Raw genomic sequence first — 23,100 nt, 5'->3', positions numbered from 1 at the left:
ATGAGCCTCACCGACACCAGCATCAAGACCTCCGAAACCGCCCTCGGCCGCGATGACCTCGCCAAGCTGGTAGCCCGCGACATCGCGCCCGGGTCCTTCGTGAACCTGGGCATCGGCCAGCCAACGCTGGTGTCCAACTACCTCACCGAGGAACAGAACATCACCCTCCACACGGAGAACGGCATGCTCGGCATGGGCCCCGAGGCCAAGGGGGATGAGATCGACGAGGACCTGATCAACGCCGGCAAGATTCCGGTCACCGAACTCCCCGGCGCGTCGTACTTCCACCACGCGGACTCGTTCGCGATGATGCGTGGTGGGCACCTGGACATCTGCGTGCTGGGCGCGTTCCAAGTCTCCGTCACCGGCGACCTGGCCAACTGGCACACTGGCGCACACGGCGCGATTCCCGCCGTCGGCGGTGCCATGGACCTCGCCACCGGCGCCAAGGACGTCTTCGTCATGATGACCCTCCTCACGCGCGAGGGCGCCTCGAAGATCGTGGACGCCTGCACCTACCCGGTCACCGGCGTCGGCTGCGTCACCCGCGTCTACACCGACAGGGGCGTGTTCCTCACCGGACCCGAGGGCGTGACCGTCCGCGAAACCTTCGGCTGCACCCTCGAAGAACTCCAGGAGCTCATCCCCGTCCCCCTCAAGGCCGCGTCTGCCTGAGGACGCCCCTAGGATTGGTAACCATGACCGACGCCGCAGGGACAGAGACCAGGACAGCCCCGCAGGCCAGCGACCAGTATGTCCAGTCGCTGGCCCGGGGCCTGGCCGTGATCCGGGCCTTCGACGCTGAGCGTCCCGTCATGACGCTCAGCGAGGTCGCCTCCCGCACCGACCTGACGCGCGCCACCGCCCGCCGGTTCCTGCACACCCTGGTGGAACTGGGGTACGTCCGGACCGACGGCAAGACGTTCGCCCTGACGGCCAAGGTCCTCCAGCTGGGGTACGCGTACCTCTCGGGGCTGTCCCTGCCACAGCTGGCGCAGCCACACCTGGAGGAACTGTCCCTGAAGCTGGGCGAGTCCACCTCCGCTGCCGTGCTGGACGGCACCGACATCGCCTACATTGCCCGGGTCACCACCCGCCGGATCATGACCATCGGCATCACAGTGGGCACCCGCTTCCCCGCGTACGCCACGTCGATGGGCCGTGTACTGCTCGCGCACCTGCCCCCTGCCGAGCTCAAGGAGTACCTGGCGGCCGCGGACATCAAGCCGCTTACTCCGCGTGCCCTGGGCACAGCGGCCGAGTTGCTGGCCGTCCTGGAAACCGTCCGCGCGCAAGGCTGGTGCCTGCTCAACCAGGAACTGGAACTTGGCCTCATGTCCGTCGCGGCGCCCGTGTATGACGGTGCCAAGGTGGTGGCAGCCGTGAACGTGTCGCTGCAGGCCCAGTCAGTCGAGGCCAAGCCTGACCCCGAAGGCTACCTCGCGTCGGTGGCAAAGGAAATCATGGCCACCGCCACGCTCATCTCCGCAGACCTCACTGCGCGGGGGTAGCTCCATTTGCAGGCGGGTGAACCTGGTTGGAACGAAACATTAAGTCTCAATCGCCCTGCTCCCACTAATTTCACGGCATTTCTTCAGGCGGCCCTTTTAGGGTCCAGCCATGACCTCAAAAACCCTCGTTATCAACCTGGGCCTGGGCGCCGTCATCGTGGCCCTCGGCGCAGGCACCTATCTCACGGCTACCGCGGCTGGATCCACCACCCCGGCGGCGGCCACGAGAACGGTAACGGTGAGCAAGGCAGCCATCTCATCGGTGGCCACAGCCTCGGGCAATGTCGCCCCGCAAACCACCACGGTGGTCAACGCGCAAAACTGCAGCGGCGTGATCCTTTCGGTGGCAGCAACACTGGGCCAGCAGGTGACTGCCGGCCAGCCGCTGCTGTCCATCGATCCCACCAACGCCCAGAACGCCCTCAACGCCGCCCAGGCCCAACTCGATTCAGTGACGGCCCAGGCCAACCAGCAGCAGGTATCCGCCGCCGGGCAGGTGGCCACCGCAAACCAGGCCCTGGTCAACGCCCAGCAGTCCGCCGGCCTGGACGCGTCCCAGCAGTCGGCAACTGTGTCCGCGGCCCAGAAAGCTGTCGATGCCGATAACGCTGCCGTGACTGCCGCGCAGTCCGTGCCCGTCCCCAGCCCGAAACCTGCCAACTGGACGGACCCGGTGGCGGCAGCCCAAAACCAGCTGGCCAAGGACCAGGCCGCGCTGACCCAGGCCCAGAACCAGGAGGCGTCCACGCAGCTCAAGGACAAGCAGCAGGTCGCCTCCGCCACCACCGCCCTGGGCAACGCCCAGAACAGCGCGGCCTCGGCAGGGGGCACCAACGTCACCAGCGCCCAACTCGCCGTCGACACCGACAAGGCAAACCTCGCCGCCTGCAATCTGACCTCACCCGTGGCCGGAACCGTCACGTCGGTCAGTGCGACGGCCGGCGCGCTGACGGGGTCCTCCCCGGCTTCCTCGGCAGGTTCCTCCGGGACGGCAGCCAGTGGCGGCACCGGGGCGGCCGCGTCCGCCTCGTCGGCGAGCTCGTCGTCCGGCGGGGCAAGCTCCGGCAGCGGCCTGGTCACCATCAGCGACACGGGCCACCTGCAGGTGGTGGCTGGCTTCTCTGAATCCGACGTCACCAGCATGAAACCGGACCAGACGGCCCAATTCACTTTTCCCGCACTGGCACAGGACCCGGCCGCGGCACCAGTCACCGGCAAGGTGGTCTCCATAGCCCAGACCGCGAGCACGACCAACGGCGTGGTCACCTACCCGGTGACGGTCTCCATCGCCAATCCCCCGGCAGGGCTGAGGCTTGGCCAGAGTGCCAACATTTCGGTCACGACGGCCACGGCCGACGACGCCCTGGTGGTCCCCAGCCTGGCCATCACCACTACGGGTAACCGGCAGACGGTCAACGTCCTGAAAAACGGCACCCCCACACCGGTAACGGTCACCGCGGGGATCAGCGCCAACGGGCGTACCCAGGTCCTGACCGGCCTCGCCGAAGGGGACCAGGTTGAACTGCCCGCCATCTCCAGCACCCTTGACACCGGCAGCACCCCGACCGGCGGCGGCTTCGGCGCCGGGGGGCTGGGCGGCGGCAGCAACCGGGGCGGCGCCCGGAACGGCGGCCAGTAGGCATGCCCACTGTCATCGAACTGTCCGGCGTCAGCAAGGTCTACGGCAGGGGCGAGGCTGAGGTCCGCGCACTGGACAAGGTGGACATCTCGATCGAGCGGGGCGACTTCGTGGCCATTATTGGGGCTTCGGGATCCGGCAAGTCCACCATGATGAACATCATCGGCTGCCTCGATGCCCCGAGCACGGGAAGCTACCGCCTGGACGGCATCAACACCCGGGAACTGGATGAATACCAGCAGGCACAGATCCGCAACCGCAAGATCGGCTTTGTGTTCCAGAACTTCAACCTGATCTCAAGGACCAGGGCCGTGGACAATGTGGCCATGCCGCTCGCCTACGCGAAAGTGGGGCGGCACGAGCGGCGCAGCCGCGCGCTTGCCATGCTGGATACCGTGGGACTGTCCAGCCGGGCGGGACACAAGCCGTCGCAGCTTTCGGGCGGCCAGCAGCAGCGCGTCGCCATCGCCAGGGCCCTGGTGACCAACCCGGTCCTCCTTCTGGCCGATGAGCCCACCGGAGCGCTGGATTCGCGGTCCTCGGCCGAGATCCTGGATCTTTTCGGGACCCTGCACGCCAGTGGGCGGACCATCGTGATGATCACCCACGAAATGGACGTAGCAGAGCGTGCCGGCCGGGTGGTGCGGATGCAGGACGGCAGGATCGTCTCCGATGTCCGGCAGCAACCGGTGCCCGCGGGAACCTTTGCGGTGGCGCCGTGAACCTTCTCGAATCCGCGCGGTTCGCCCTGTCCGGGGTGGCCGCCAACAAGATGCGTTCGGTACTCACCACGCTGGGAATCCTGATCGGCATTGCCGCTGTCATCATCCTGCTCGCGGTCGGGGCCGGGACCAGCAACAACATCAAGGCCCAGATCGGCAAGCTGGGCACGAACGTCCTGACCGTCAGCCGTTCCACCAGCGTGGGGGGACGCAGCACGGGCGGCCAGGCCGGGACAAGCCGCACCCGCAGCACCAACCTCACCCTCGACGACGAGCACGCGCTCACGGACGCTGTGCTGGCGCCGGATGTGGCCCGGACGGCACCGATCGCCCAGGCGCAGGGCGTCACCGCAACGTACACCAGCGCCACCCATTCCGTGGCGAGCTTCCTGGGGACCACGGCGTCGTACTTCGATATCACCAACAGCGCCATGGCGTCCGGGGCGTCCTTTACCGACGCCGACCAGCAGGCGGGGAACCCCGTGGCCGTCATCGGCAACACGGTGGCCAGCGACCTCTTCGGCAACGCCACCGGTTCCGCGGTGGGCCAGACCATCCAGCTGAACGGCCAGAACTTCACGGTGTCCGGCGTCCTCGCAGTCAAGGGGTCCACGGGCCTGAACGATCCGGATGACATCGTGGTGGTGCCGTTCTCCGCCGCGCAGAACAAATTCACCGGGTACGCGCCCACACTGGCATCGATTACCGTGCAGGCTGCCTCCGCGGACGTCATGAACCAGGCACAAAACGAGATCCAGATGATCCTGGACGCCCGCCACCACGTTGACTCCACCAACCGCGACTACCAGGTGCGCAACCAGGCGCAGATCCTCACGACCGCCACCAACACCACCCAGACACTGACCATCCTGCTCGGCGCCGTGGCGGCCATCAGCCTCCTGGTGGGAGGGATCGGCGTCATGAACATCATGCTGGTCACCGTGACCGAACGTACCCGCGAGATCGGCATCCGGAAGGCCATCGGTGCGTCCAGGGGCAGCATCGTGACGCAGTTCCTGATCGAATCCCTGGTGATTTCCGTAATCGGTGGAGTGGCCGGGATCGCCGTCGGCTTCGCCGGCAGCGCATTCCCGGTTCTCGGTGTACAACCCGAGGTGCAGGCATGGACAGTCTGGCTGTCCCTGGCGGTATCCGCCGTCATTGGACTGGTATTTGGGGTCTACCCCGCCAACAAGGCCGCGAAGCTGCGGCCCATTGATGCCCTCCGCTATGAATAGGAAACCAGTGAACAGTTCCAGTCCAAGCAATCCGGACACCGCCGACGTCACCGAGGCTCTGCCGGCTCCGGTCTTCCTGACGGCCTCGGGCGGGGAGCCCGCGCCCTTCCCCGACGAACCCGCAGAGGTCCAACCCGACGACGAGCCCTTCATTCCCAGGAAGCGTTATACGCCGGGCCGCTCCACGAAGGTCCTGGTGTGCGTGCTGTTGGTGGTGGCCGGGTTCTTCGGCGGCTCCATGGTGCAGAAACAGCTGGACATGGGTGCCCGGGGCGCCCGCACCAATGCGGGGAACTTCCAGGGAACCAATGGCCGCGCGGGTGCCGGCAACGGCAACAATGCCGGGACCCAAACACCGGGCCAGGGACGGCGTAGCCAGAACAACGGGGCTACAGCCCCGGCCAGCGCCCCGGCGGCGCCGGCCGGACAATAAGGCGAAAAAGGGAACGGACGACGGCGGGTGCCTCCCGCCGTCGTGCGCCTTTTGTTTGCTGCGTTGCCGGGAAGGCCCCTACCGCACGTGGTTGCCCAGCTCGCGCAACGGGGTCTTGGCGGTCTCGCGCGCCCACCAGGCACCTGCGACGGCAAGGACGGATGAACCGGCAACGATCCAGGCAGCCGGTCCCCAGTTCGCCTTGTCCGCACCCACCAGGGCAGTGCCGAGCAGCGGCGTGAAGCCGGCGCAGAGGATGCCGATCTGCAGGCCGATGGCCATGCCCGAATAGCGGACCTTGACGTTGAACAGCTCCGCGAACCAGGCCGGGTAGATGGCATTGGACATGGCGTAGGTGCCGGCCGTGATCAGGGTGCTGGTCAGGAAGATCATGGGGATGTTCGCGGTGGAAATGACCCAGAAGTACACGAAGATCATGGCCCCGGAACCAAGCACGCCCCCGATGAAGATGGGGCGGCGGCCAAAGGTGTCCGACATCCGCGCCAGCAGGGGCTGGCTGACGATGGCCAGGACGTTGCCCAGGATGCTGACCCACAGCATGGTGGAGGCCGGGACGCCCACCGAAACCGCATAGGCCAGGCCAAAGGACTGCATGAAGGTGTTGGTGACGGTCTCGAAGGACATCAGCGCCACCTGGAAGAACTGGGCGGGGTGGGTCTGGAACATCTTGGCGAAGGGGAGCTTCACCAGTTCGCCGTGGTCATGCTTTTCCTCGAAGACCTCCGGTTCCTCCAGGGAGCGGCGTACGAGATAGGCGACGATGAGGACCACCAGGGAGAGCCAGAACGGAATCCGCCAGCCCCAGGCGATCCGGTCTGCTTCACTCATGGCAGCCACGGGCAGGAAGGCAAGGGACGCCAGCACGATGCCGGCCGAAATGCCGCTCATGGCGAAGCTGGCGAAGAAACCACGGCGGCCCTCGGGGGCTTCCTCCGTGGACAAGGCCGAAGCGCCGGCGGTTTCAGCGCCGGCGGACAGGCCCTGCAGCAGGCGCAGCACCACCAGCAGTCCGGGGGCCCAGTAACCTGCCAGGCTGAAGTCCGGCAGGGCGCCGATCAGGAAGGTGGCGCTGCCCATCAGGACGAGGGTGAGCACGAGGGTGTTCTTGCGGCCGATCTTGTCACCCAGGTGCCCGAACACCACTGCGCCGAACGGCCTCGCGACGTAGGCGACACCGAAGGTGGCGAAGGACGCGATGAGCGCCACGGTGGGATCGCCCGCAGGGAAGAAGATCTTTGAGAAGACGAGGGAGGCGGCCGTGGCGTAGATGAAGAAGTCGTAGTACTCCAGTGCGCCGCCGAGGAAGGCTGCCAACGCTGCCTTTTTTGCGCGCCTGAGACGGCGCTGCGCCTCAGGCGTCGACTGGGCCTGGGCTCCTGCTGCGATGTTGGTCATTGTGGGGTCCCTTCCACGCTGAAGGTGGGGATCTTTTTCTAATTTGTACGCATTCCGAACAAGTGTGCGAAATGCGCCTAGAAAGAGGATACTAGCCGGTGACGGCAATCACAACGTCGATGTCGGCGGAAGGTGGATCTTTGTATGGAACCTCGCACCCAGGCTTTCCGGCTGGTCCTGATCGGGTCGGCGGCTTCCCAGGCCATGTCGCCCGGGCTTTGGAATCCGGTTCTGGCCCGGCTGGGCAACGGCTGGACGTACGAGGCATGGGATGTCCCACCCCACGGCGATCTTGCGCAGGTCCGCAGGAGGCTCCTGGAACGGGATATGCTCGCCGCCAACGTGACCATGCCGCACAAGCACTGGGCAGCTGAAACAGCCGATAATGCTGACGAGTCCGTGCGGCTGAGCGGGGCCTGCAACCTGCTTCTGCGGGCGGGCGGCGGCCTGGAAGGCCACAACACCGACATCACCGCTGCCGAAGTGCTGCTCGGCAACACCTACCAGCGCCATGCCCTCCTGCTCGGAGCAGGGGGAGCCGCCCGTGCGGCCCTCATTGCCATCCGGAAACACGTGGGGGCTGTGTCCATCACCGACCGCGATCCCCATGCTTCCGCGGAGTTGCTGGAGCTTGCGCGCGAGCTGGGCCTCGACGCGCGCGGCGTCACGTGGGAGCAAGCCCAGGAGGCCGCCGCTGGTGCTTCCCTGATCGTCAACGCGACGCCCATTGGAAAAAGCAGGTCTGACGTGCCGGCCTGGGGCGGTGCCGCACTGGCCCCGGATGCCGTCCTGTACGACTTCGTGTACGCCCGGCATACCACCGCCACCGTTGCCTGCGCACAGGCAATGGGCGTGCGGTGCATCGACGGGTGGGACCACCTTCGGGAGCAGGCGGTGGCCATGGTGCCACTTCTGGGCCTGGACAGCGGAGCGGGCAGTCTGCTGCAGGACACGCTCGTCCGGCTTCGGGATACCCACTAGGCTGGCCGTCGCCGGGCGGGGTCTTCCCCGCCCGATATGATCGAACAGGTGCGAAAGACCGGCAGTCCCGTGCCGGCATGCCCGGTTGGTTCGGAGGGGAACAGCAACGTGGAGGAGCAGGCAGGCTACTTCGTTAAGTCGGTTGAGAAGGCCTTTGATGTCCTGCTGGCCTTCACCCCGGACCAGCCCCGCCTTACCGTGTCGCAGGTGGCCGCCCGGACGGACATGACCCGGGCATCTGCCCGGCGCTTCCTGCTCACCCTCGCCGACCTTGGCTACCTCCGTGCTGACGGGCCGGCTTTCGAGCTGACGGCGCGGTCCCTGGATGTGGGCCGGTCATACCTGGCCGCACTGACGCTGCCCCGGGTGGCCGAGCCGCATCTGAGGGACCTGGCGGCGGAGCTCAATGAGACAACGTCGCTGTGCATCCTGGATGGCGGTGACGTGGTCTACGTCGCCTGTATACCCTCACCGCGCCTGCTGAGCGTGTCCATCACGGTGGGTACCCGCTTCCCGGCCTGGGCCACCTCCATGGGCAGGGTCCTCCTTGCGGGGCTCCCCGCGCCGCAGCTGGAGGACTACCTCCACTCGGTCCGGCTGCAACGCTTCACCGACCGCTCCATCGGCAGCGTCGAGGACCTGCGTGCCGAGGTGGAGGCGGCAAGGACCAGGGGCTGGGCCATGGTGTCGCAGGAACTGGAGGAAGGCCTGCGGGGCGTGGCCGTCCCGGTCCTGCGCGGACATGAGGTTGTGGCCGCGGCCAACGTTTCGCTGCAGACCCACAGGGCTGCGGCCCAGGACATCGAAGCGTCAGTCCTGCCCCAGCTGATGGAAGCCGCACGGCGCATCGCGCTCGACTACGGCGGACCGGTACCCAAGGCCGCCCCTGCCACCCCCAAAGCGGGCCGGGCCGCGCACTGACCGAGGTTCCCGGTGCGGCTGAGGTAACGCTTTGCCACCGAAGCCGGCGTCACTACTCCCGCAGCGGCAGCAGTGGCCCTAGACTCTAGCCAACTGCGTGCAGCAGAGCCGCTGCATTGCTCGTCAGGAAGAGGAGTCGGCGGGTGAAACTGGGGATTCCGCGGGAACGCCGGGAGGGTGAGCGGCGTGTGGCTGCCACGCCGGATACCGTCAGGCAGTTGACCGGGATGGGACTTGACGTCGCCGTGGAAGCCGGTGCGGGGAACGGGGCCGGACACGCAGACGCCGAATACCACAACGCCGGTGCGGCCGTTGTTCCGGAACTGGACATCTCCGCCGTCGACATCCTGGCCCACGTCCGTCCCCTGGACCCGCGCGTTGCCGCGTGCCTCAAAAAGGGAGCCGTGACCGTGGGGCTCGCGTCGCCGTCGTCCGAACTCCCGGCAGTCCAGGCGCTCGCGGACAACGGGGTGACCTCCTTTGCCCTGGAACTGGTGCCCCGCATTTCCCGCGCCCAGTCCATGGACGCCCTGACGTCCCAGGCGCTGGTGGCCGGGTACCGCAGCGTACTGGAGGCCGCCATCCGGCTGCCCCGCTTCTTCCCCCTGTACATGACTGCCGCGGGCACCATCCCGCCGGCCCGCGTGCTGGTGCTCGGGGCCGGTGTGGCCGGGCTGCAGGCCATTGGCACGGCCAAGCGCCTGGGTGCCCGCGTCTTCGCCAACGACATCCGCCCGGCGTCCGCCGATGAGGTGGCGTCCATGGGCGGCACCTTCATCAGGCTGGACCTCGAGACCGCGGAGGCAGCCGGCGGCTATGCCCGCCAGCTAAGCTCCGACGCCGGCACCCGGCAACGGCAGCTGCTGGCACCGCACGTGGCGCAGTCGGACGTATTGATTACGACGGCGGCCGTCCCCGGGCGCCCGGCGCCCCTCCTGGTGACCCGCGAGATGGTGCAGGGCATGCGCCCGGGCTCGGTCGTCGTCGACCTGGCGGCAGAGTCCGGCGGGAACGTGGAGGGCTCCGTGCCCGGCCGGGACATCCCCATCCCCACGGGCGACGGCACCGGGCACATCACGCTGGTGGGGCTGAAGGACGCCGCCTCCGCCATGGCCTCGGACGCCTCCCGCCTCTACGCCAAAAACGTGGCCAACCTGTTGGCACTCATGGTCCGGGACGGTGCGCTTGTCCTCGACTTCGATGACGAAGTGGTGGCGGGCGCCTGCCTCACCCACGCCGGGGAGGTACGGCACCAGCCCACCGCGGAGCTGCTGGCAGCACGTGCGGCTACGGCAGCAGGGACACCGGCAGCTGTGGCCCGGCAGGAAGGAGCGCTCTGATGGACGGAACAGCCCTGCTGACCATCACGGTCCTGGCAGTGTTCGTTGGCTTCGAAGTGGTGTCCAAGGTCTCCAGCACTTTGCACACCCCGCTGATGTCCGGCGCCAACGCCATCCACGGCATCATCCTGGTGGGTGCCATCATCGTGGCCGGCCAGGCAGCCAACCCGTGGGTCCTGGCCGTGGCGCTGCTCGCCGTCGTCCTTGCCACCGCCAACCTGGTGGGCGGGTTCGTGGTGACGGACCGGATGCTGCACATGTTCCACGCGAAAAAGGACGCCGCCAGGACAGGCGCGGAGCCCAAGGCAGGCGGCAAATGAGCGTCCTCGATCCGGTCTGGACCTCCTTGCTCTACCTCGCCGCGGCGGTCTGCTTCATTCTGGCCCTGCGCGGGCTCAGCTCTCCCCGCACCGCCCGCCGCGGAAACCTGGTGGGTGCACTAGGGGCGCTGATCGCCGTCGCCACTGTTTTCCTGTCCGCCCGGCTGGAGAACGTTCCCTGGATCCTGGCCGCCATTGCGGTCGGTTCCGCGGTGGCAGCTCCGGTGGCACGCCGCGTGAAAATGACCCAGATGCCGCAGCTGGTGGCCCTGTTCAACGGCGTAGGCGGCGGGGCGGCGGCCCTGGTGGCGCTGTTGGAGCTGGGCCACGCGGAAAATCCCTGGGTGCGCGTGGCCATTGTCTTCACGCTCCTGGTGGGCGCCGTGTCCTTTGCCGGATCAGGCATCACCTTCGCCAAGCTGCAGGAGCTCATGACCACCCGCCCGGTGGTGTTCCCCGGGCTTCCCGTGGTGATGGCCGTGGTCCTGCTGGCCGCGGTGGCCGCCGGCGTGGCCGTGGTGATGACCGCTTCGCTGCCCCTTGCGGTCCTCCTGCTGGTCCTGGGCCTCGCCGCCGGTGTCCTGCTGGTGCTGCCCGTGGGCGGCGCCGACGTGCCCATCGTCATCTCGCTGCTCAACGCGTTCACCGGACTGGCCGTCGCGGCGTCCGGCCTGGTGCTGGGCAACGTCCTGCTGGTGGTGGCCGGCACCCTGGTGGGCGCCTCCGGCACCATCCTCACCCGGGCCATGGCGGCGGCCATGGGGCGCAGCGTGGCGGGCATCCTGTTCGGTGCTTTCCGGGGAGGCTCGACGGCGGGATCCACCGCCGTGAGCGAGCGTCCGGTGCGCTCGTCCTCGCCGGAGGACGTGGCGGTCCTGCTGGGCTACGCCCAGCGCGTGATCATCGTCCCCGGGTACGGACTTGCGGTGGCCCAGGGCCAGCACACGGCCGCGGAACTGGCGCTGGCTTTGGAGGCCCGGGGGATCGAGGTGGATTTCGCCATTCATCCGGTGGCCGGCCGCATGCCCGGGCACATGAATGTACTCCTGGCCGAGGCCAATGTGCCGTACGAGTCACTGAAGGAGATGGGCGAGATCAATCCGGAGTTCAAGACCGCGGACGTGGCTTTGGTGGTGGGTGCCAACGACGTGGTGAACCCGGCCGCCAAGACCTCTTCCGGGTCCCCGATCTACGGCATGCCCATCCTGGAAGTGGCGGAGGCGCGGCAGGTGGTGTTCCTGAAGCGGTCCATGCGGCCGGGATTCGCGGGCATCGAAAATGACCTGCTGTATGAACCGCAGACCTCGCTGTTGTTTGGCGATGCCAAGGAATCCCTGGCCCAGGTGCTGGGCGCGGTGAAGGCCCTGTAGGCCCCGCGCTGCGCGTGACCACCCCCGTGCCGGGTTACCCTTCTTTCAGAAGCTTGCTTTCCATCCGCCATCAGAGGACGCCATGACTGACATCAGCTCCACTTCACCCAAGCGCGCCGCCATCATCGTCAACCCCGCCAAGCCGGTGGACATCGACGTGCGCGGCCTGGTGGCCAAGCACTGCGTGGAAAACGGCTGGGGGGAAGCCATCTGGCTTGAGACCACCAAGGAGGATCCCGGCGTGGGGCAGGCCAAGGAAGCGCTGGAGCAGGGGGCGGACATCGTGATCGCTGCAGGGGGTGACGGGACCGTGCGCTGCGTGGCCGAGGTGCTCTCCGGCGGCGAGACCCCCATGGGCCTGCTGCCCCTGGGCACCGGGAACCTGCTGGCCCGCAACCTGGGCATGGACGTCACCGATTACGACGGCGCCATGGCCGGTGCGCTGATCGGTACCGAACGGAAGATCGACGTGGTCCGTGCCCGCCGCAGCGACCCGGACAAGGACCAGCTGTTCCTGGTCATGGCCGGCATGGGCTACGACGCCACCATCATGGCGGACACCAACGAGGACCTGAAAGACAAAGTGGGCTGGCTGGCCTACGTGGATGCCGGCATCCGTAACCTGCCCGGAAAGCCCGTGAAGGCAACCGTGGTGATCGACGGCCAATCAGTGGTCCACCGCGGCGTGCGCAGCGTCATGGTGGGCAACTGCGGCAAGGTCCAGGGCGGCCTGGAAATCTTCCCGGACGCCAAAATCGACGACGGCCTGCTGGACATTGCCGTCCTGGCACCCCACCACGGCAAGCTGGGCTGGCTCTCCGTGGTGGCAGGGATGATCGGCAAGGGCCGGGGCAAGGACACCGCCGTGGAGTACTTCCAGGGCAAGACCGTTGAGATCACCCTGGAACACAAGGACGACTACCAGCTGGACGGCGACCACGAGGGCCAGGGTAAGCACGTGCTCATGACCATGGAGCCCGGTGCCCTGACCCTGCGGATGTAGGGACCTGCGGATGCAGGGGTTCTACCCCAGCAGCCGGCCCCAGCGGAAGTCCAGCAGCGGCGCGTCCGCGAGCTTCAAGGCGTGCCAGAGCGTGACGGCCACGGAATCCAGGACCGGAACACCGGTGGTTTCCTCGATTTCCGCGGTGATGTTGGCCCCGTACAGGTTGGTGCACAGGTACACCAGGGCGTCGGGCGCCGCGGCGGCCAGTTCCAGGGAGCCCGGGCGCATCTCGTCGTCGCTGACGCGGGCGAAGGACTCGTTGTCGCTCAGGCCCAGGGCCCGGTGGTCCACGGTTTTAATCCCTTCGCGCTCATAGCAGGCGATCACCTGGCGGTTCACGTCCTCCGTGTAGGGCGTGAACAGGCCGATCCGTTCGGTGCCGAAGGCCCGGAATGCCTCGAGGTAGGCCAGCGTGGAGGTGGTGGCGGGTATACCCGTGGCGCCGGTGATCTCCGCGGCCAGTTCCCGGTCGTGGGACGACCCCAGCCATGAGCCGGACGTGCCGTTCCAGGCAATCACGTCCACGTCCGCCGTCGCCAGCAGCTGTGCCGCCCCGCGCATGACCGCGGGGTCGAACTGGCGGTCGGAGGAGTCATCGAGGGCGATCCGGGTGACGGGGATCCGGGTGAAGTGCACCGTGACGTCGTCCCGGCCGCCCAGGATGCGGTACGTCTGGGGTTCCAGGCAGGTGTTGGAGGACGGCACGATCATGCCGATGCGGCGGGGGCGTGTAGTTGCAGGCATGGAGGCTCCTAGAAGATCCCGGCGGGCTGGTGGGATTCGGCGGCTGTTGATTGATGCTCCCTGAAGCAGTTGCGGTGGATAAAACGGCCGGTGGCTCCGGGGTCATGGAAGCCGTCCCTGTCCAGGACCACGCGGCCGTTGGAAACAACGACGTCGGGCCAGCCCGTGAACGCCGTCCCGTCAAAGGGCGAGAAGTCAGTTCCCATGTGCAGTGCTGCGCCGTCCACCGTGCGTTCCTCGGCGGGGTCGAAGATCACCAGGTCGGCGTCGAACCCCTCGGCGATGCGGCCCTTGCCGGGGACGGCGTTGATCCGTGCGGGTTCGGCGGAGAATGCGCTGACGAACTGCTCCACCGTGGCACCTGCGGACGTCATGGCCGTGAAGGTGACCGGCATGCGCGTCTCCACGCCGGGGAGTCCGTGCGGCATGGCACGCACGTCGTCGGTGCGCTCGCGTTTCTGCGACAGGTCGTAGCAGGAGTGGTCGGAGGACATGGCGTGGATGGCACCGGACACCAGCCGCTCCTTGAGGGCCGCCACGGTTTCCGCGCTGCGCATGGGCGGGCAGCAGGCAAACCACTCGGGGAAGGTGGACGCGTAGACGGAGTCGTCCAGGGTGACGTAGTGCGGGCAGGTTTCGGAGTATGCGTCGAGGCCGCGGTCACGTGCCTGTGCCACCAGGTCCACGGCGCCGGGTGTGGACTGGTGGACAAAATAGACCGGCGCGCCCGTGTATTCGGCCATGGCCAGGGTCTCCTTCACGGAGATCTCCTCAGCCAGCTCAGGCCGGGTCCGGTGCAGGTGCTCGATGCCGATCCGGCCGTCCTGGGCGTGCTGTTCCGTGCAGTCGGCAATGATGGGGTCGTGCTCGGCATGGATGTACGTGAGCCCGTCCAGGCGGACCATCTCCCGCATCACCTTCAGGATGGTATCGCCGTCTGCCATGGTGGTGCCGCGGTTCGTGGTGTACATCTTCACCGAACGGACGCCTTCCGCGGCCAGCTGTTCGAGCTGCCACGGCACCGTTTCGTCCCAGCTGATGACGGCACCGTGGAGGGCCACGTCGCACCGGGACTGGGTGGCGAGTTCCTTCTTGTGCAGGACGGCGGCCAGGGGACTTTCCTGGGCGTCCCGGGGGATGCCGAAGTCGATGATGGTGGTGGTCCCGCCCCACAGGGCTGCCGTGGACGTGGTGCGGTAGTCGTCCAGCGTGCGGAAGCGGCCGGTCACCTGCGCCACGTGGCAGTGTCCGTCCACGCCGCCGGGGATCACGAGCTTGCCCATGGCATCGATGGTGCGGCCGGCTGTCGGGACGGGCTGGGCGGCATCCACGAGGGCTGCGATCCGGCCCTCGGAAACCACGATGTGGGCTTCCCGGCGGCCGTCGCTGTTCACCACGGTGGCATTGGAAATAACAAGGTCTGGCTGGTGGGACATCGGTGTCCTTCCTGGAATGGTGAAGTCTGCTTAGGCTGCGGGCTGCGGAGTGCCGGCGGGCTCCTGGCGGGCGGCGAAGACTGCGTCCAGGTTGCCGGAAAGGCCCTTGCGGTCCTTGGCCGGCGGTGGGGCGAAGGCGCCGGCGCGGTGCAGGCCGGACTGCAGCGCGGCCACGGCCTCCGCCACGCGGATCCCGGCCGAGATCCCGTCAACCACCGGTACGGGGATTTGTCCCTTGAGGTCGCGGGCCAGCCCGGCCAGTGGTGCGCCTGCAAGGATGACGACGTCGGCGCCGTCCTCGGCTACGGCCTGCCGGCTGAGTGCCAGCAGGGTGTCCCGGAAGTCCTGCTGGACGGAGGCGATGCTGGTGAGGGAGTCGTTGATGGAGCGGATGGAAGCAAGCCGTCCCGCCAGGCCGAAGCGCTCCACGCACTCCCGGTACCAGGGTTTGATGCGGTCGGAGATGGCGATGATGGAGAACCGGTGGCCCAGCAGCGCTGCCGCGGACAGGGCGGCCTCGGTGATGCCGATGACGGGGACGTCCGCCATTTCCTTGAGTGCCGGCATGCCGGGGTCGCCGAAGGCAGCCACCACCACGGCGTCCACAGGGTCTGCCCCGGGCCGGGTGTGTTCGGCGATGATTTCGGCTACAGCGCCGGCGGCGATGAGTGCTTCGAAGCGGGTCTCGATGTACTCCACGCCGTGGCCGGCGGTCCGGACCAGCAGCTCGGTGCCGGGGGAGGCGGCGCGGAGGGCCTCGGATTCGATCAGCGCCGTGACGTCGGCACTGATGTTGGGGTTGATGACCAGGAGTTTCATTTTCTCTTCCGGTGGAATTCTGGTTCGGTCTTTTGGAAGTCTTCGGGGAACTGGTCCCGGTACTTGCCAATGTGGGAAGCGGACTGGGCGGCTGCCTTGTCCGGGTCGCCGCTGGCGATGGCGGCGTACAGTTCGCGGTGTTCGCGGATGAGCTCGGGCAGGTCGCTGACGTGCCGGAACAGCCAGTGCATGCGGCCCTGGAGGGGTTCCAGGGCGGACTTGAGGAAGTTGTTGTCCGCGATGGCCGTGATGGCGTCATGGAATTCGCTGTTGGCGCGGTGTGCCTCCATGACCGAACCCTTGGCCAGGAAGGCCTCCGCGTTGTCCAGCAGACCCTCGAGGTAGGCCAGGTCTTCCGTGGTGGCCCGCTTGGCGGCGAGCCGGCAGGCCAGCACCTCCAGGGATTGGCGGACGTCGAAGAGGTCTTCCACGTCCTTGGGGCTGAGGCTGCTCACCTCGGCCCCGCGGGCGCCCCGGTCGCTGATAAGGCCTTCCTGGCGGAGCATCCGCAGGGCCTCGCGCACCGGCAGCCGGGAGACGGAGAATTCCGCAGCGAGGTCGCGTTCCACCAGCCGCGTGCCGGGAGCGTAGTGTCCTTCGAAGATCCGGGTGCGGAGGGTGTCCCGGACAGTCTCGCGAAGGGGGCGGTCCTTGTCCTGGGTCTCTTCTGCGGTCAGCATGATGCTCCATTTCGGATTCTCGTTGGCACTGCTCCCGGCTGCGGGGGCGTTGGTTGCAAGTTTCCCTGCGAGGGTCAGCTTAGACAGGAAGCCGTTTGTTGTAGTTCAGGGTGAGGACTGAGGCGCCCATGATCACTGCGGAACCGACGAAGTACAGCAGGGCCCAGGTGTAGGAACCGGTGGCCCCGACGATCAGGCCGACGACGATGGGGGTGACGAAGCCGGAGATGTTGCCGCTGAGGTTCATGGCACCGCCCAGGACGCCGGCGTTGGTGCGTCCGCCCAGGATGGCCGGGATGCTCCAGAACAGGCCCACCCAGCGCAGGAAGAACAGGACGAGCGAGAGCAGGACGACGGCGGTGGTTGCGTCCGGGACCACGGTGACGCCCACCAGGCCGGCCACCACGATGGCGCTGGAGATGCCCAGGAGGGTTCGCATCACCAGGTTTGCCGATGCGCCGGATGCCCGCCATTTGTCGGCGATGGTGCCGCCGATGATTTCGCCGACGAAGCCGGCACCGAAGATGACCAGCGTGGACCAGCCGATGGTTTTCAGGTCGAAGCCCTTGGCCTGGGCCAGGTACAGCGGGCCCCAGGTCAGCAGGCCGTAGAAGACGCCGTTGAATCCCAGCCAGCCCAGGCACATGGCCCAGAAGGAGCGGAACTTGAGGTAGGGGAGCAGGCCGCGCCTGCCCTTGCTGCCATCCACGGCTGCCTCGGCGTCCTCGGCGGCATGCGAGGCTTCGATGTAGGAGGCCTCGGCGTCGTTGACGCCGCGGTGCTGGCGGGGATTGTCCCGGACGTACCACCAAACGGCGAGGCCCATGAGGACGGTGGCCGCACCGGCGATGACGAAGGACCAGCGCCAACTCCCGGTGGAGGCGATGAGGCCGGCGATGATGATGCCGCCCAGCCCTGCGCCGAGCGGTGCGCCGGCGTCCAGGATGGTGGCGCCGCGGCCGCGTTCGGACTTGTGCATCCAGATGGCATTGAGCTTGCCGCCGGCGGGCATCACCCCGGCCTCGGTGACGCCGATGCCCAGACGGGCAATGAACATGCTCAGGAAGCCGCCGGCCATGCCGGACGCCGCCGTGGCTGCGCCCCAGCCGAGGCAGGACGCCGTCATGACCTTGCGCGGCCCGAACTTGTCGATCAGCCAGCCGACGGGGACCTGCATCAGGGCGTAGGTCCAGAAGAAGGCGGACAGCAGCAGGCCCACCAGTTCGGGCGCCAGGTTGAATTCCTTCTGGATGATGGGCAGCGCCACGGAGATGGATCCGCGGTCGATGTAATTGACGGACACCAGGACCAGGAGCAGCAGGAAGAGCTTCCAGCGGACGGCAGTGCGCCGTTGCGTGCCGCCCTTTCCGGATTGTTCGGTGGTCAGGGCTGCGGCCTCGTCTGGCGTGGCCGTTGTTTCAGTGTTTGGGATGGACACAGCTTCTCCTTCACGGGGAAGTTTACGGATGGGGGAGGGAGCGTAAGGTGCATGGAGTCCGCCCGGCAGGGCAGGTGCGCCTGCCGGGCGGGAGGGCGGTGCGCCAGGCGATCCGGAGCGCCAGGTGCTGCCGCATTTTTGGGATCCCAACTTGGGATCCCAAAATCAAAGGTAGGAGTGACTCCCGCCACTGTCAAGGGTTTCTTGCTGTCCCCGCGCCGGCAGGCCGTGCGAACGGATTGTGACTGCCCCCGGCTGGCTATGCCGGGGAGTCCTCGCGCCGGTGGGAAAGTATCTCGGCCAGCTCCGCAAGCCGGTGGGCGCGGGCCGACTCTGCCGGCGTGAAGGGTTCCCCGGGCCGGGAAAAGGCAATAGGCCCCTGCCATGCAGTGGGGATCTTGAGGTACGTCCCGTCGTCGGCGGCGCTGGTGCCGGCGTCCGACGGCGGGATGATCCGTGCGTGCAGCAGCTCGGCCACCGCCAGCGGCAGTTCGTCCGGGGCTGCGGCGATCCGCGCCGCGAGGGTGAGCGCCCCGGTCTGCCCGTCGGCCATGGCCAGCGCCGTGGTGGGCCACGCATGGGCGCCGGTTCCCCCGCCGTCGTGCAGTGCCGCCAGCAACTCACTCTCGCCCACGTCCCCCGGCACGGACAACACAAACTCGTCCAGGACGCCGCCCGGCACGGGGTGGACGTGGATGCTCAAAATGTTGGTGTCCAGCCGCGCCAGCGCGCGTGTAATCCGCTGCAGTGAGCCGGGCTGGTCCCGCAGTACGGTCCGGGCGCGCCACAGCGAAGGGGCTGCCGCCAGCTGCCGGCGGCGCCGCAGGGCCGGCGCGTGCAGCCAGCGGAGCAGGATCCGGGCGGCTGACGGCTCGGCCACCCAGATCACCAGGACCGTTGCAGTGAAGGTCAGCACCAGCACCTTCGCCACGTAGGGGAGGTGGGCCTCCAGTACCAGGGCATGCACCAGCAGCTCGATGGGCAGCATCGCCGCCACGTTCGCCAGGGTCAGGCGTCCCTTGGGCGGCTCGGGCATCTGGCCGCACACCTCACAGCGAAGCTCGGCGGCGGGCGTGTTGTGTGGAAGGCGCTTCATGGATCAAGCATCGTGCGGCGCTGTTACCGCCGCGTTGCCTTCCGATTCCATTCATGGGAACGCGACGGGGGCTTTCGGTAGCACGCGCCGTAGGATTTATCCGGAACGTCAGCGCCGCCGCCCGTCAGAATTTACCCCCAGGAAGGCGCTGCCCGTGAAGATGCTTGCCGAAATGTTCAGCATTGGCCCTGGCAACAAGGACCACCACCCTGCGTTCAGGTGCGCGGTGGGCGTCTTTGTCCCCCTCATCACACTGGTGCTGCTGAACAGGCTGGACCTGGCAATCTTCGCGTCCTTTGGCGCCTTCACCGGGATCTACGGCCGCGGCGAACCACATGCGGTCCGCTTCGTGCTGCAGCTGCGGGCAGGGCTGCTGATGCTGCTGGTGATCTTCCTGGCGGCGGTCGCGGCGCGGATGGGACCGGTCTGGGGCCTGGACGCCGCCACCCACACCTGGCTGCTGGTCCTGGCCACAACGCTGGTGGCCGGCGCCTGCTCCGTCGCCATCTCCTGGCTGAGGCTGCGGCCGGCCGGTTCGCTCTTCCACATCTTCGCGTTCGCCGCCATCGCCTCCATTCCCAACCAGCCACCCTTGTGGCAGGGCATGCTGGTGGCAGTCCTCACCACCGTTTTCGCGCTGTTGGTGGGCTTCTCTTCCCGCATCATCGCCAGCCACCGGACCCCCTGGACCAGGCCTCCCCGGATCCGGCGGACCCGCGCTGAGAAGCGAACAGCGTGGCTTGAAGGGTCCGGCTACCTGGTGGCCGCGGGACTTGCCGGCTCGCTGGCCACGTGGGCAGGCGGCCGGCTGGGATTCGGGCACAATTACTGGGCCATGGTGGCCGCCGTGGTTCCCCTGGTAGGCCACACCACCCGGCACCGGGTACGCCGCGGCATCCAAAGGATCATCGGGACCGTCCTGGGACTGCTGGTCCTGGCCGCGGTCCTGCTGATAGGCCTGCAGCCCTGGCAGACCGTGCTGGTGATGGCGCTCTGCCAGTTCGGCGCCGAGATGTTTATCATCCGCCAGTACCTCCTGGCCCAGGTCTTCGTGACACCACTGGCGCTGGTCTCCACACTCCTGGTGGTCCCCGCCTCGCCGTCCGCCCTGCTGCGCGACCGCATCATCGAGACCGTCATTGGCGCCGCCGTCGGCATCGCCGTGGTGCTGGCCCCCGGGGCCTGGCGCCGTGCCAGGCAAAGCGCGACGACGGCCTGACCGCCTTTCCCTTTCGCCGCACCTGTCCGGGGGGGCGACTCGGCACCCTGCCGCGTCCTTTCCGGGGTACGCTGGATTCCCCATTGAATGGAAGCGGGTGTCAGCGGTGGCCAACTCACAATCCGGTGATTCGGTGGTGGACCGGATTGTCCGGTTGATCTCCGCCTTCCCGCCGGATGTCACCGCCCTGCAGCTCAGCGAACTTGCCCAGCGGGCGGGCCTGCCGCTGACCACCACGCACCGGCTGGTGGGCCAACTCGCCGCCCACCGGTTGCTCGAGACCGCGCCCGGCGGCACGGTCCGCCCCGGCGTCCGGTTGTGGGAGTTGGTGAACAGGGCGTCCCCCACGCTCGCCCTTCGACAGGCCGCCATGCCGTTCATGGAGGACATCCAGCAGGTCCTGAACCAGAATGTGAACCTGGCGGTCCTGGATGGCTGGGAGGTGTTGTTCGTCGAGCGGCTGTCCCGGCGGGGTTCGGTGGCCAACCGGGCCCAGGTGGCAGGAAGGATGCCTGTCCACATTTCGTCCGCTGGCCTGGCGCTGATGGCGCACCAGGACAAGGCGGTGCAGGAGGAATACCTCGGCCAGTTGCCCGACCCTGACGGGATGGCCGGGCCGGACGCCGTCCGGGCGCTGCTCGCCGAAACCTGCCGGGAGGGATACGCGCAGCTCAAGGCCGCGGTGGACCCGGACACCTGGGGCATAGCCGTCCCGGTCCTCAACCGCAGGCATCTCGCGGTGGCTTCGCTCGGCGTCGTGGTTCCCCTCCGCGAGATGCGCCTCCAGGCGCTGGTACCGGCGCTGCAGACGGCCGCCCGGGGGATCGCCCGGCAGCTTGCTGATTCCTGGCACCATTCAGCGGAATTGCCGTAACGGAGGTCACTCTCTTTCGCGCACACTGATGGGCAGAGGAAACAACCGGTACGCCAACGGCGGCCCCGCAATGAAGCGAGAAACAGACCATGGCACGAAAAGTCGTCACCACGCAGGTAGCCATCATGGGCGGCGGTCCCGCGGGCCTTATGCTCTCCCACCTGCTGTCCACGGCGGGGATCGAGTCAACGGTGATCGAGATCCGCAGCCACGAGGAAATCGCCCACACGGTGCGTGCCGGCATCCTGGAGCACGGGACCGTCAACCTGCTGGTGGACAGCGGCGTCTCGGACCGGGTGCTGCGCGACGGCGACCGGCATGACGGCATCGAACTGCGCTTTAACGGCGAAAGCCACCGCATCGACTTCAAAGGCCTGGTGGGGGAGTCCGTGTGGCTGTACCCGCAGACGGACGTCTTCCTGGACCTGGCCGCGCGCCGGAAGGATGACGGCGGCGATGTCCGCTACAGCGTCACAAACACGTCCGTCCATGACCTGGAGGCAAAGCCGAAGGTCTGGTTCACCGATGCCGACGGCCTCGACTTCGAGATCCAGGCCGACTTCCTGGTGGGCGCGGACGGCTCACGCAGCCACTGCCGGGTCCAGATCCCCGAGGGGCGCCGCAAGTGGTACTTCCACGAATATCCCTTCGCCTGGTTCGGCATCCTGGCCCAGGCGCCGCGCAGCTCCGACGAACTCATCTACGCCAACTCGGCCAACGGCTTCGCCCTGATCAGCCAGCGCACCGAAACCATGCAGCGGATGTATTTCCAGTGCGACCCCGGGGAAAACGCGGCGGACTGGGATGACGACAGGATCTGGGCCGAATTCCGCAGCCGCGTCAACGGCAACGGCTTCGAGCTCAAGGAAGGCCCGGTCCTGGAGAAGATGGTGCTGCCGTTCCGCAGTTTCGTCCACACCCCCATGCGCCACGGCAACCTGTTCCTGGCGGGCGACGCCGCCCACACGGTGCCGCCCACCGGAGCAAGGGCCTTAATCTCGCCATTAACGACGTCCGGGTCCTGTTCGAGGGGCTGGACAGCCACTACAACTCCGGCTCCGACGCAATCCTCGAGGGCTACAGCGACCGTGCCCTGGACCGGGTGTGGAAGGCGCAGCAGTTCTCGTACTGGATGACCACCATGCTTCACACTCCCGCGGACGCCGACGACTTTTCCCGTGCCCGGCAGCAGCTCGGCGAACTGAACTCGGTGGTCTCCTCCCGGCACGGCATGGCCTACCTCGCCGAGGCTTACACGGGCTGGCCCGGAGCTTCCTGACAGGAGTACGACGGCGGCCCGGGGGCGTCAGTGCATCAGCAGGCGCCGGATGGTGGCGGCGATGGCTTTGGGGTTGGGATCGTCTTCGCGGCGCACCGTGAGCAGGTGCAGCAGGGCGCCGTCCGCGTAATCCGCCACGTCCCGTGCCCGGGCCGCGGGGGCAGGCACTCCAAGTGTTGCCAGCATCTGTTCGAGTCCGCCGAGCAGGAGGTGGTGCCCGGCTGTCACGGCTTCGGGACGGTCCAGCGAAAGGGCCAGCCGGGCCCGGGTAAGGCCTGAATGCTGCCGGGAAAGCGCCAGTACCATCCCCGCCAGCTGTCCTGCCAGCTGGTCAACGTCCCGTGGGGTTCCTGCCGGACCCACGTCCTGCAGAAGTTCGGCGTCCAGCTGGAGCAGGCGGTCCAGGACCGCTTCCACCAACGCTGCCCGGCTGCGGTAGTAGTTGGACGTGGTGCCTTCGGCCAGGCCAGCGGCCGCGTCCACTGCCCGGTGGGTGAGGCCCTTCATTCCCTTGTCCGCCACGACGCTGAGTGCTGCGTCAAGCAGTTGGGTGCGTCGGTCGGGCATGGATTCAGTGTAATGGGACCCCTTCCAATAAACTACAAAAGTAGTAAAATT

General features: G+C 67.5%; 22 protein-coding genes and 1 pseudogene. 15 read left to right on the top strand and 8 right to left on the bottom strand.

All coding sequences use genetic code 11. The features are described from left to right. The 6 genes from AB0313_RS10385 to AB0313_RS10360 all read left to right on the top strand — a co-directional run bounded on the left by AB0313_RS10385 (window position 1) and on the right by AB0313_RS10360 (window position 5,543). Window positions 1-675: a 3-oxoacid CoA-transferase subunit B gene (locus AB0313_RS10385; protein ID WP_366305385.1), complete on the top strand. Its 675-nt coding sequence runs from the start codon at window positions 1-3 to the stop codon at window positions 673-675. 23 nt (window positions 676-698) lie between these two features. Further along, entirely contained in the window at window positions 699-1,511 is an 813-nt protein-coding gene (locus AB0313_RS10380; RefSeq protein ID WP_366305383.1) for an IclR family transcriptional regulator C-terminal domain-containing protein, read from the top strand. A gap of 109 nt (window positions 1,512-1,620) precedes the next feature. Continuing rightward, window positions 1,621-3,150 (top strand): HlyD family efflux transporter periplasmic adaptor subunit, encoded by a 1,530-nt coding sequence (locus tag AB0313_RS10375; RefSeq protein WP_366305381.1) that lies wholly within the window; start codon window positions 1,621-1,623, stop codon window positions 3,148-3,150. Between the two features lie 2 nt (window positions 3,151-3,152). Then, window positions 3,153-3,872 carry an ABC transporter ATP-binding protein gene (locus AB0313_RS10370; RefSeq protein WP_307309241.1) on the top strand — a complete coding sequence of 240 codons (720 nt, stop codon included), beginning with the start codon at window positions 3,153-3,155 and terminating at the stop codon, window positions 3,870-3,872. Then, the gene (locus AB0313_RS10365) at window positions 3,869-5,110 is read left to right on the top strand and encodes an ABC transporter permease (RefSeq protein ID WP_141944952.1); all 1,242 of its coding nucleotides are present in this window, start codon (window positions 3,869-3,871) and stop codon (window positions 5,108-5,110) included. Before AB0313_RS10370 ends, AB0313_RS10365 begins: the two co-directional genes overlap by 4 nt. A 7-nt stretch (window positions 5,111-5,117) precedes the next feature. Beyond that, window positions 5,118-5,543, top strand: coding sequence for a hypothetical protein (locus tag AB0313_RS10360; RefSeq protein ID WP_366305378.1), 426 nt, complete (start codon window positions 5,118-5,120; stop codon window positions 5,541-5,543). Window positions 5,544-5,621: 78 nt separating this feature from the next. Here the strand turns inward: AB0313_RS10360 and AB0313_RS10355 are convergent, their stop codons facing one another. Further along, a complete protein-coding gene (locus AB0313_RS10355) occupies window positions 5,622-6,959 on the bottom strand; it encodes an MFS transporter (RefSeq protein WP_141944955.1) in 1,338 nt (445 codons plus the stop codon). A 144-nt stretch (window positions 6,960-7,103) separates the two neighbouring features. Between AB0313_RS10355 and AB0313_RS10350 the strand changes: the two genes are divergently transcribed. The 6 genes from AB0313_RS10350 (at window position 7,104) to AB0313_RS10325 (ending at window position 12,894) form a co-directional block, all read left to right on the top strand. Beyond that, entirely contained in the window at window positions 7,104-7,940 is an 837-nt protein-coding gene (locus tag AB0313_RS10350) for a shikimate dehydrogenase (protein ID WP_307309230.1), read from the top strand. A 108-nt stretch (window positions 7,941-8,048) separates the two neighbouring features. Then, the gene (locus AB0313_RS10345; protein WP_366305376.1) at window positions 8,049-8,861 is read left to right on the top strand and encodes an IclR family transcriptional regulator C-terminal domain-containing protein; all 813 of its coding nucleotides are present in this window, start codon (window positions 8,049-8,051) and stop codon (window positions 8,859-8,861) included. Window positions 8,862-9,004: 143 nt separating this feature from the next. Next, entirely contained in the window at window positions 9,005-10,201 is a 1,197-nt protein-coding gene (locus AB0313_RS10340; protein ID WP_366305374.1) for a Re/Si-specific NAD(P)(+) transhydrogenase subunit alpha, read from the top strand. After that, complete coding sequence (locus AB0313_RS10335) at window positions 10,201-10,521, top strand: NAD(P) transhydrogenase subunit alpha (protein ID WP_141944961.1); 321 nt, start codon at window positions 10,201-10,203, stop codon at window positions 10,519-10,521. The genes AB0313_RS10340 and AB0313_RS10335 overlap by 1 nt, the downstream gene beginning before the upstream one ends. After that, window positions 10,518-11,891 (top strand): NAD(P)(+) transhydrogenase (Re/Si-specific) subunit beta, encoded by a 1,374-nt coding sequence (locus tag AB0313_RS10330; protein ID WP_366305372.1) that lies wholly within the window; start codon window positions 10,518-10,520, stop codon window positions 11,889-11,891. The genes AB0313_RS10335 and AB0313_RS10330 overlap by 4 nt, the downstream gene beginning before the upstream one ends. Window positions 11,892-11,973: 82 nt before the next feature. Beyond that, window positions 11,974-12,894, top strand: coding sequence for a diacylglycerol kinase family protein (locus tag AB0313_RS10325; RefSeq protein WP_141944966.1), 921 nt, complete (start codon window positions 11,974-11,976; stop codon window positions 12,892-12,894). A 21-nt stretch (window positions 12,895-12,915) separates the two neighbouring features. Here the strand turns inward: AB0313_RS10325 and AB0313_RS10320 are convergent, their stop codons facing one another. The 6 genes from AB0313_RS10320 to AB0313_RS10295 all read right to left on the bottom strand — a co-directional run bounded on the left by AB0313_RS10320 (window position 12,916) and on the right by AB0313_RS10295 (window position 19,110). Next, on the bottom strand, window positions 12,916-13,641 hold the full coding sequence (locus tag AB0313_RS10320) for an aspartate/glutamate racemase family protein (RefSeq protein WP_366305370.1): 726 nt from the start codon (window positions 13,639-13,641) through the stop codon (window positions 12,916-12,918). An 8-nt stretch (window positions 13,642-13,649) separates the two neighbouring features. Continuing rightward, entirely contained in the window at window positions 13,650-15,077 is a 1,428-nt protein-coding gene (locus tag AB0313_RS10315; RefSeq protein ID WP_366305368.1) for an amidohydrolase family protein, read from the bottom strand. A gap of 30 nt (window positions 15,078-15,107) precedes the next feature. Next, window positions 15,108-15,896 (bottom strand): aspartate/glutamate racemase family protein, encoded by a 789-nt coding sequence (locus AB0313_RS10310; protein WP_366305366.1) that lies wholly within the window; start codon window positions 15,894-15,896, stop codon window positions 15,108-15,110. Then, window positions 15,893-16,576 carry a GntR family transcriptional regulator gene (locus AB0313_RS10305; RefSeq protein ID WP_307309207.1) on the bottom strand — a complete coding sequence of 228 codons (684 nt, stop codon included), beginning with the start codon at window positions 16,574-16,576 and terminating at the stop codon, window positions 15,893-15,895. Before AB0313_RS10305 ends, AB0313_RS10310 begins: the two co-directional genes overlap by 4 nt. A gap of 79 nt (window positions 16,577-16,655) precedes the next feature. Then, the gene (locus tag AB0313_RS10300; protein ID WP_366305364.1) at window positions 16,656-18,014 is read right to left on the bottom strand and encodes an MFS transporter; all 1,359 of its coding nucleotides are present in this window, start codon (window positions 18,012-18,014) and stop codon (window positions 16,656-16,658) included. A gap of 259 nt (window positions 18,015-18,273) precedes the next feature. Next, window positions 18,274-19,110, bottom strand: a complete 837-nt coding sequence (locus AB0313_RS10295) for an ACT domain-containing protein (protein ID WP_366305362.1) — start codon at window positions 19,108-19,110, stop codon at window positions 18,274-18,276. A 154-nt stretch (window positions 19,111-19,264) separates the two neighbouring features. Between AB0313_RS10295 and AB0313_RS10290 the strand changes: the two genes are divergently transcribed. The 3 genes and pseudogenes from AB0313_RS10290 to AB0313_RS10280 all read left to right on the top strand — a co-directional run bounded on the left by AB0313_RS10290 (window position 19,265) and on the right by AB0313_RS10280 (window position 22,482). Continuing rightward, the gene (locus AB0313_RS10290; RefSeq protein ID WP_366305360.1) at window positions 19,265-20,329 is read left to right on the top strand and encodes an FUSC family protein; all 1,065 of its coding nucleotides are present in this window, start codon (window positions 19,265-19,267) and stop codon (window positions 20,327-20,329) included. Window positions 20,330-20,435: 106 nt separating this feature from the next. Further along, window positions 20,436-21,203, top strand: a complete 768-nt coding sequence (locus AB0313_RS10285; protein ID WP_366305358.1) for an IclR family transcriptional regulator — start codon at window positions 20,436-20,438, stop codon at window positions 21,201-21,203. A gap of 89 nt (window positions 21,204-21,292) precedes the next feature. Next, window positions 21,293-22,482, top strand: a pseudogene (locus tag AB0313_RS10280) (4-hydroxybenzoate 3-monooxygenase). Between the two features lie 27 nt (window positions 22,483-22,509). Here the strand turns inward: AB0313_RS10280 and AB0313_RS10275 are convergent. Further along, window positions 22,510-23,049: a TetR family transcriptional regulator gene (locus AB0313_RS10275; RefSeq protein ID WP_141945000.1), complete on the bottom strand. Its 540-nt coding sequence runs from the start codon at window positions 23,047-23,049 to the stop codon at window positions 22,510-22,512. Between the last annotated feature and the right edge of the window lie 51 nt (window positions 23,050-23,100).

The sequence above is a fragment of the Pseudarthrobacter sp. NPDC080039 genome (assembly GCF_040702335.1).
In the GTDB taxonomy this organism is placed as follows: domain Bacteria; phylum Actinomycetota; class Actinomycetes; order Actinomycetales; family Micrococcaceae; genus Arthrobacter; species Arthrobacter enclensis_A.
This window is presented reverse-complemented; position numbering and strand designations above follow the sequence as displayed.

Coding starts and splice junctions, on each gene's coding strand:
- AB0313_RS10335 (WP_141944961.1), top strand. CDS start 10,201: ATGGACGGAACAGCCCTGCTGACCATCACGGTCCTGGCAGTGTTCGTT.
- AB0313_RS10385 (WP_366305385.1), top strand. CDS start 1: ATGAGCCTCACCGACACCAGCATCAAGACCTCCGAAACCGCCCTCGGC.
- AB0313_RS10355 (WP_141944955.1), bottom strand. CDS start 6,959: ATGACCAACATCGCAGCAGGAGCCCAGGCCCAGTCGACGCCTGAGGCG.
- AB0313_RS10375 (WP_366305381.1), top strand. CDS start 1,621: ATGACCTCAAAAACCCTCGTTATCAACCTGGGCCTGGGCGCCGTCATC.
- AB0313_RS10330 (WP_366305372.1), top strand. CDS start 10,518: ATGAGCGTCCTCGATCCGGTCTGGACCTCCTTGCTCTACCTCGCCGCG.
- AB0313_RS10350 (WP_307309230.1), top strand. CDS start 7,104: ATGGAACCTCGCACCCAGGCTTTCCGGCTGGTCCTGATCGGGTCGGCG.
- AB0313_RS10320 (WP_366305370.1), bottom strand. CDS start 13,641: ATGCCTGCAACTACACGCCCCCGCCGCATCGGCATGATCGTGCCGTCC.
- AB0313_RS10275 (WP_141945000.1), bottom strand. CDS start 23,049: ATGCCCGACCGACGCACCCAACTGCTTGACGCAGCACTCAGCGTCGTG.
- AB0313_RS10305 (WP_307309207.1), bottom strand. CDS start 16,576: ATGCTGACCGCAGAAGAGACCCAGGACAAGGACCGCCCCCTTCGCGAG.
- AB0313_RS10315 (WP_366305368.1), bottom strand. CDS start 15,077: ATGTCCCACCAGCCAGACCTTGTTATTTCCAATGCCACCGTGGTGAAC.
- AB0313_RS10380 (WP_366305383.1), top strand. CDS start 699: ATGACCGACGCCGCAGGGACAGAGACCAGGACAGCCCCGCAGGCCAGC.
- AB0313_RS10370 (WP_307309241.1), top strand. CDS start 3,153: ATGCCCACTGTCATCGAACTGTCCGGCGTCAGCAAGGTCTACGGCAGG.
- AB0313_RS10325 (WP_141944966.1), top strand. CDS start 11,974: ATGACTGACATCAGCTCCACTTCACCCAAGCGCGCCGCCATCATCGTC.
- AB0313_RS10310 (WP_366305366.1), bottom strand. CDS start 15,896: ATGAAACTCCTGGTCATCAACCCCAACATCAGTGCCGACGTCACGGCG.
- AB0313_RS10295 (WP_366305362.1), bottom strand. CDS start 19,110: ATGAAGCGCCTTCCACACAACACGCCCGCCGCCGAGCTTCGCTGTGAG.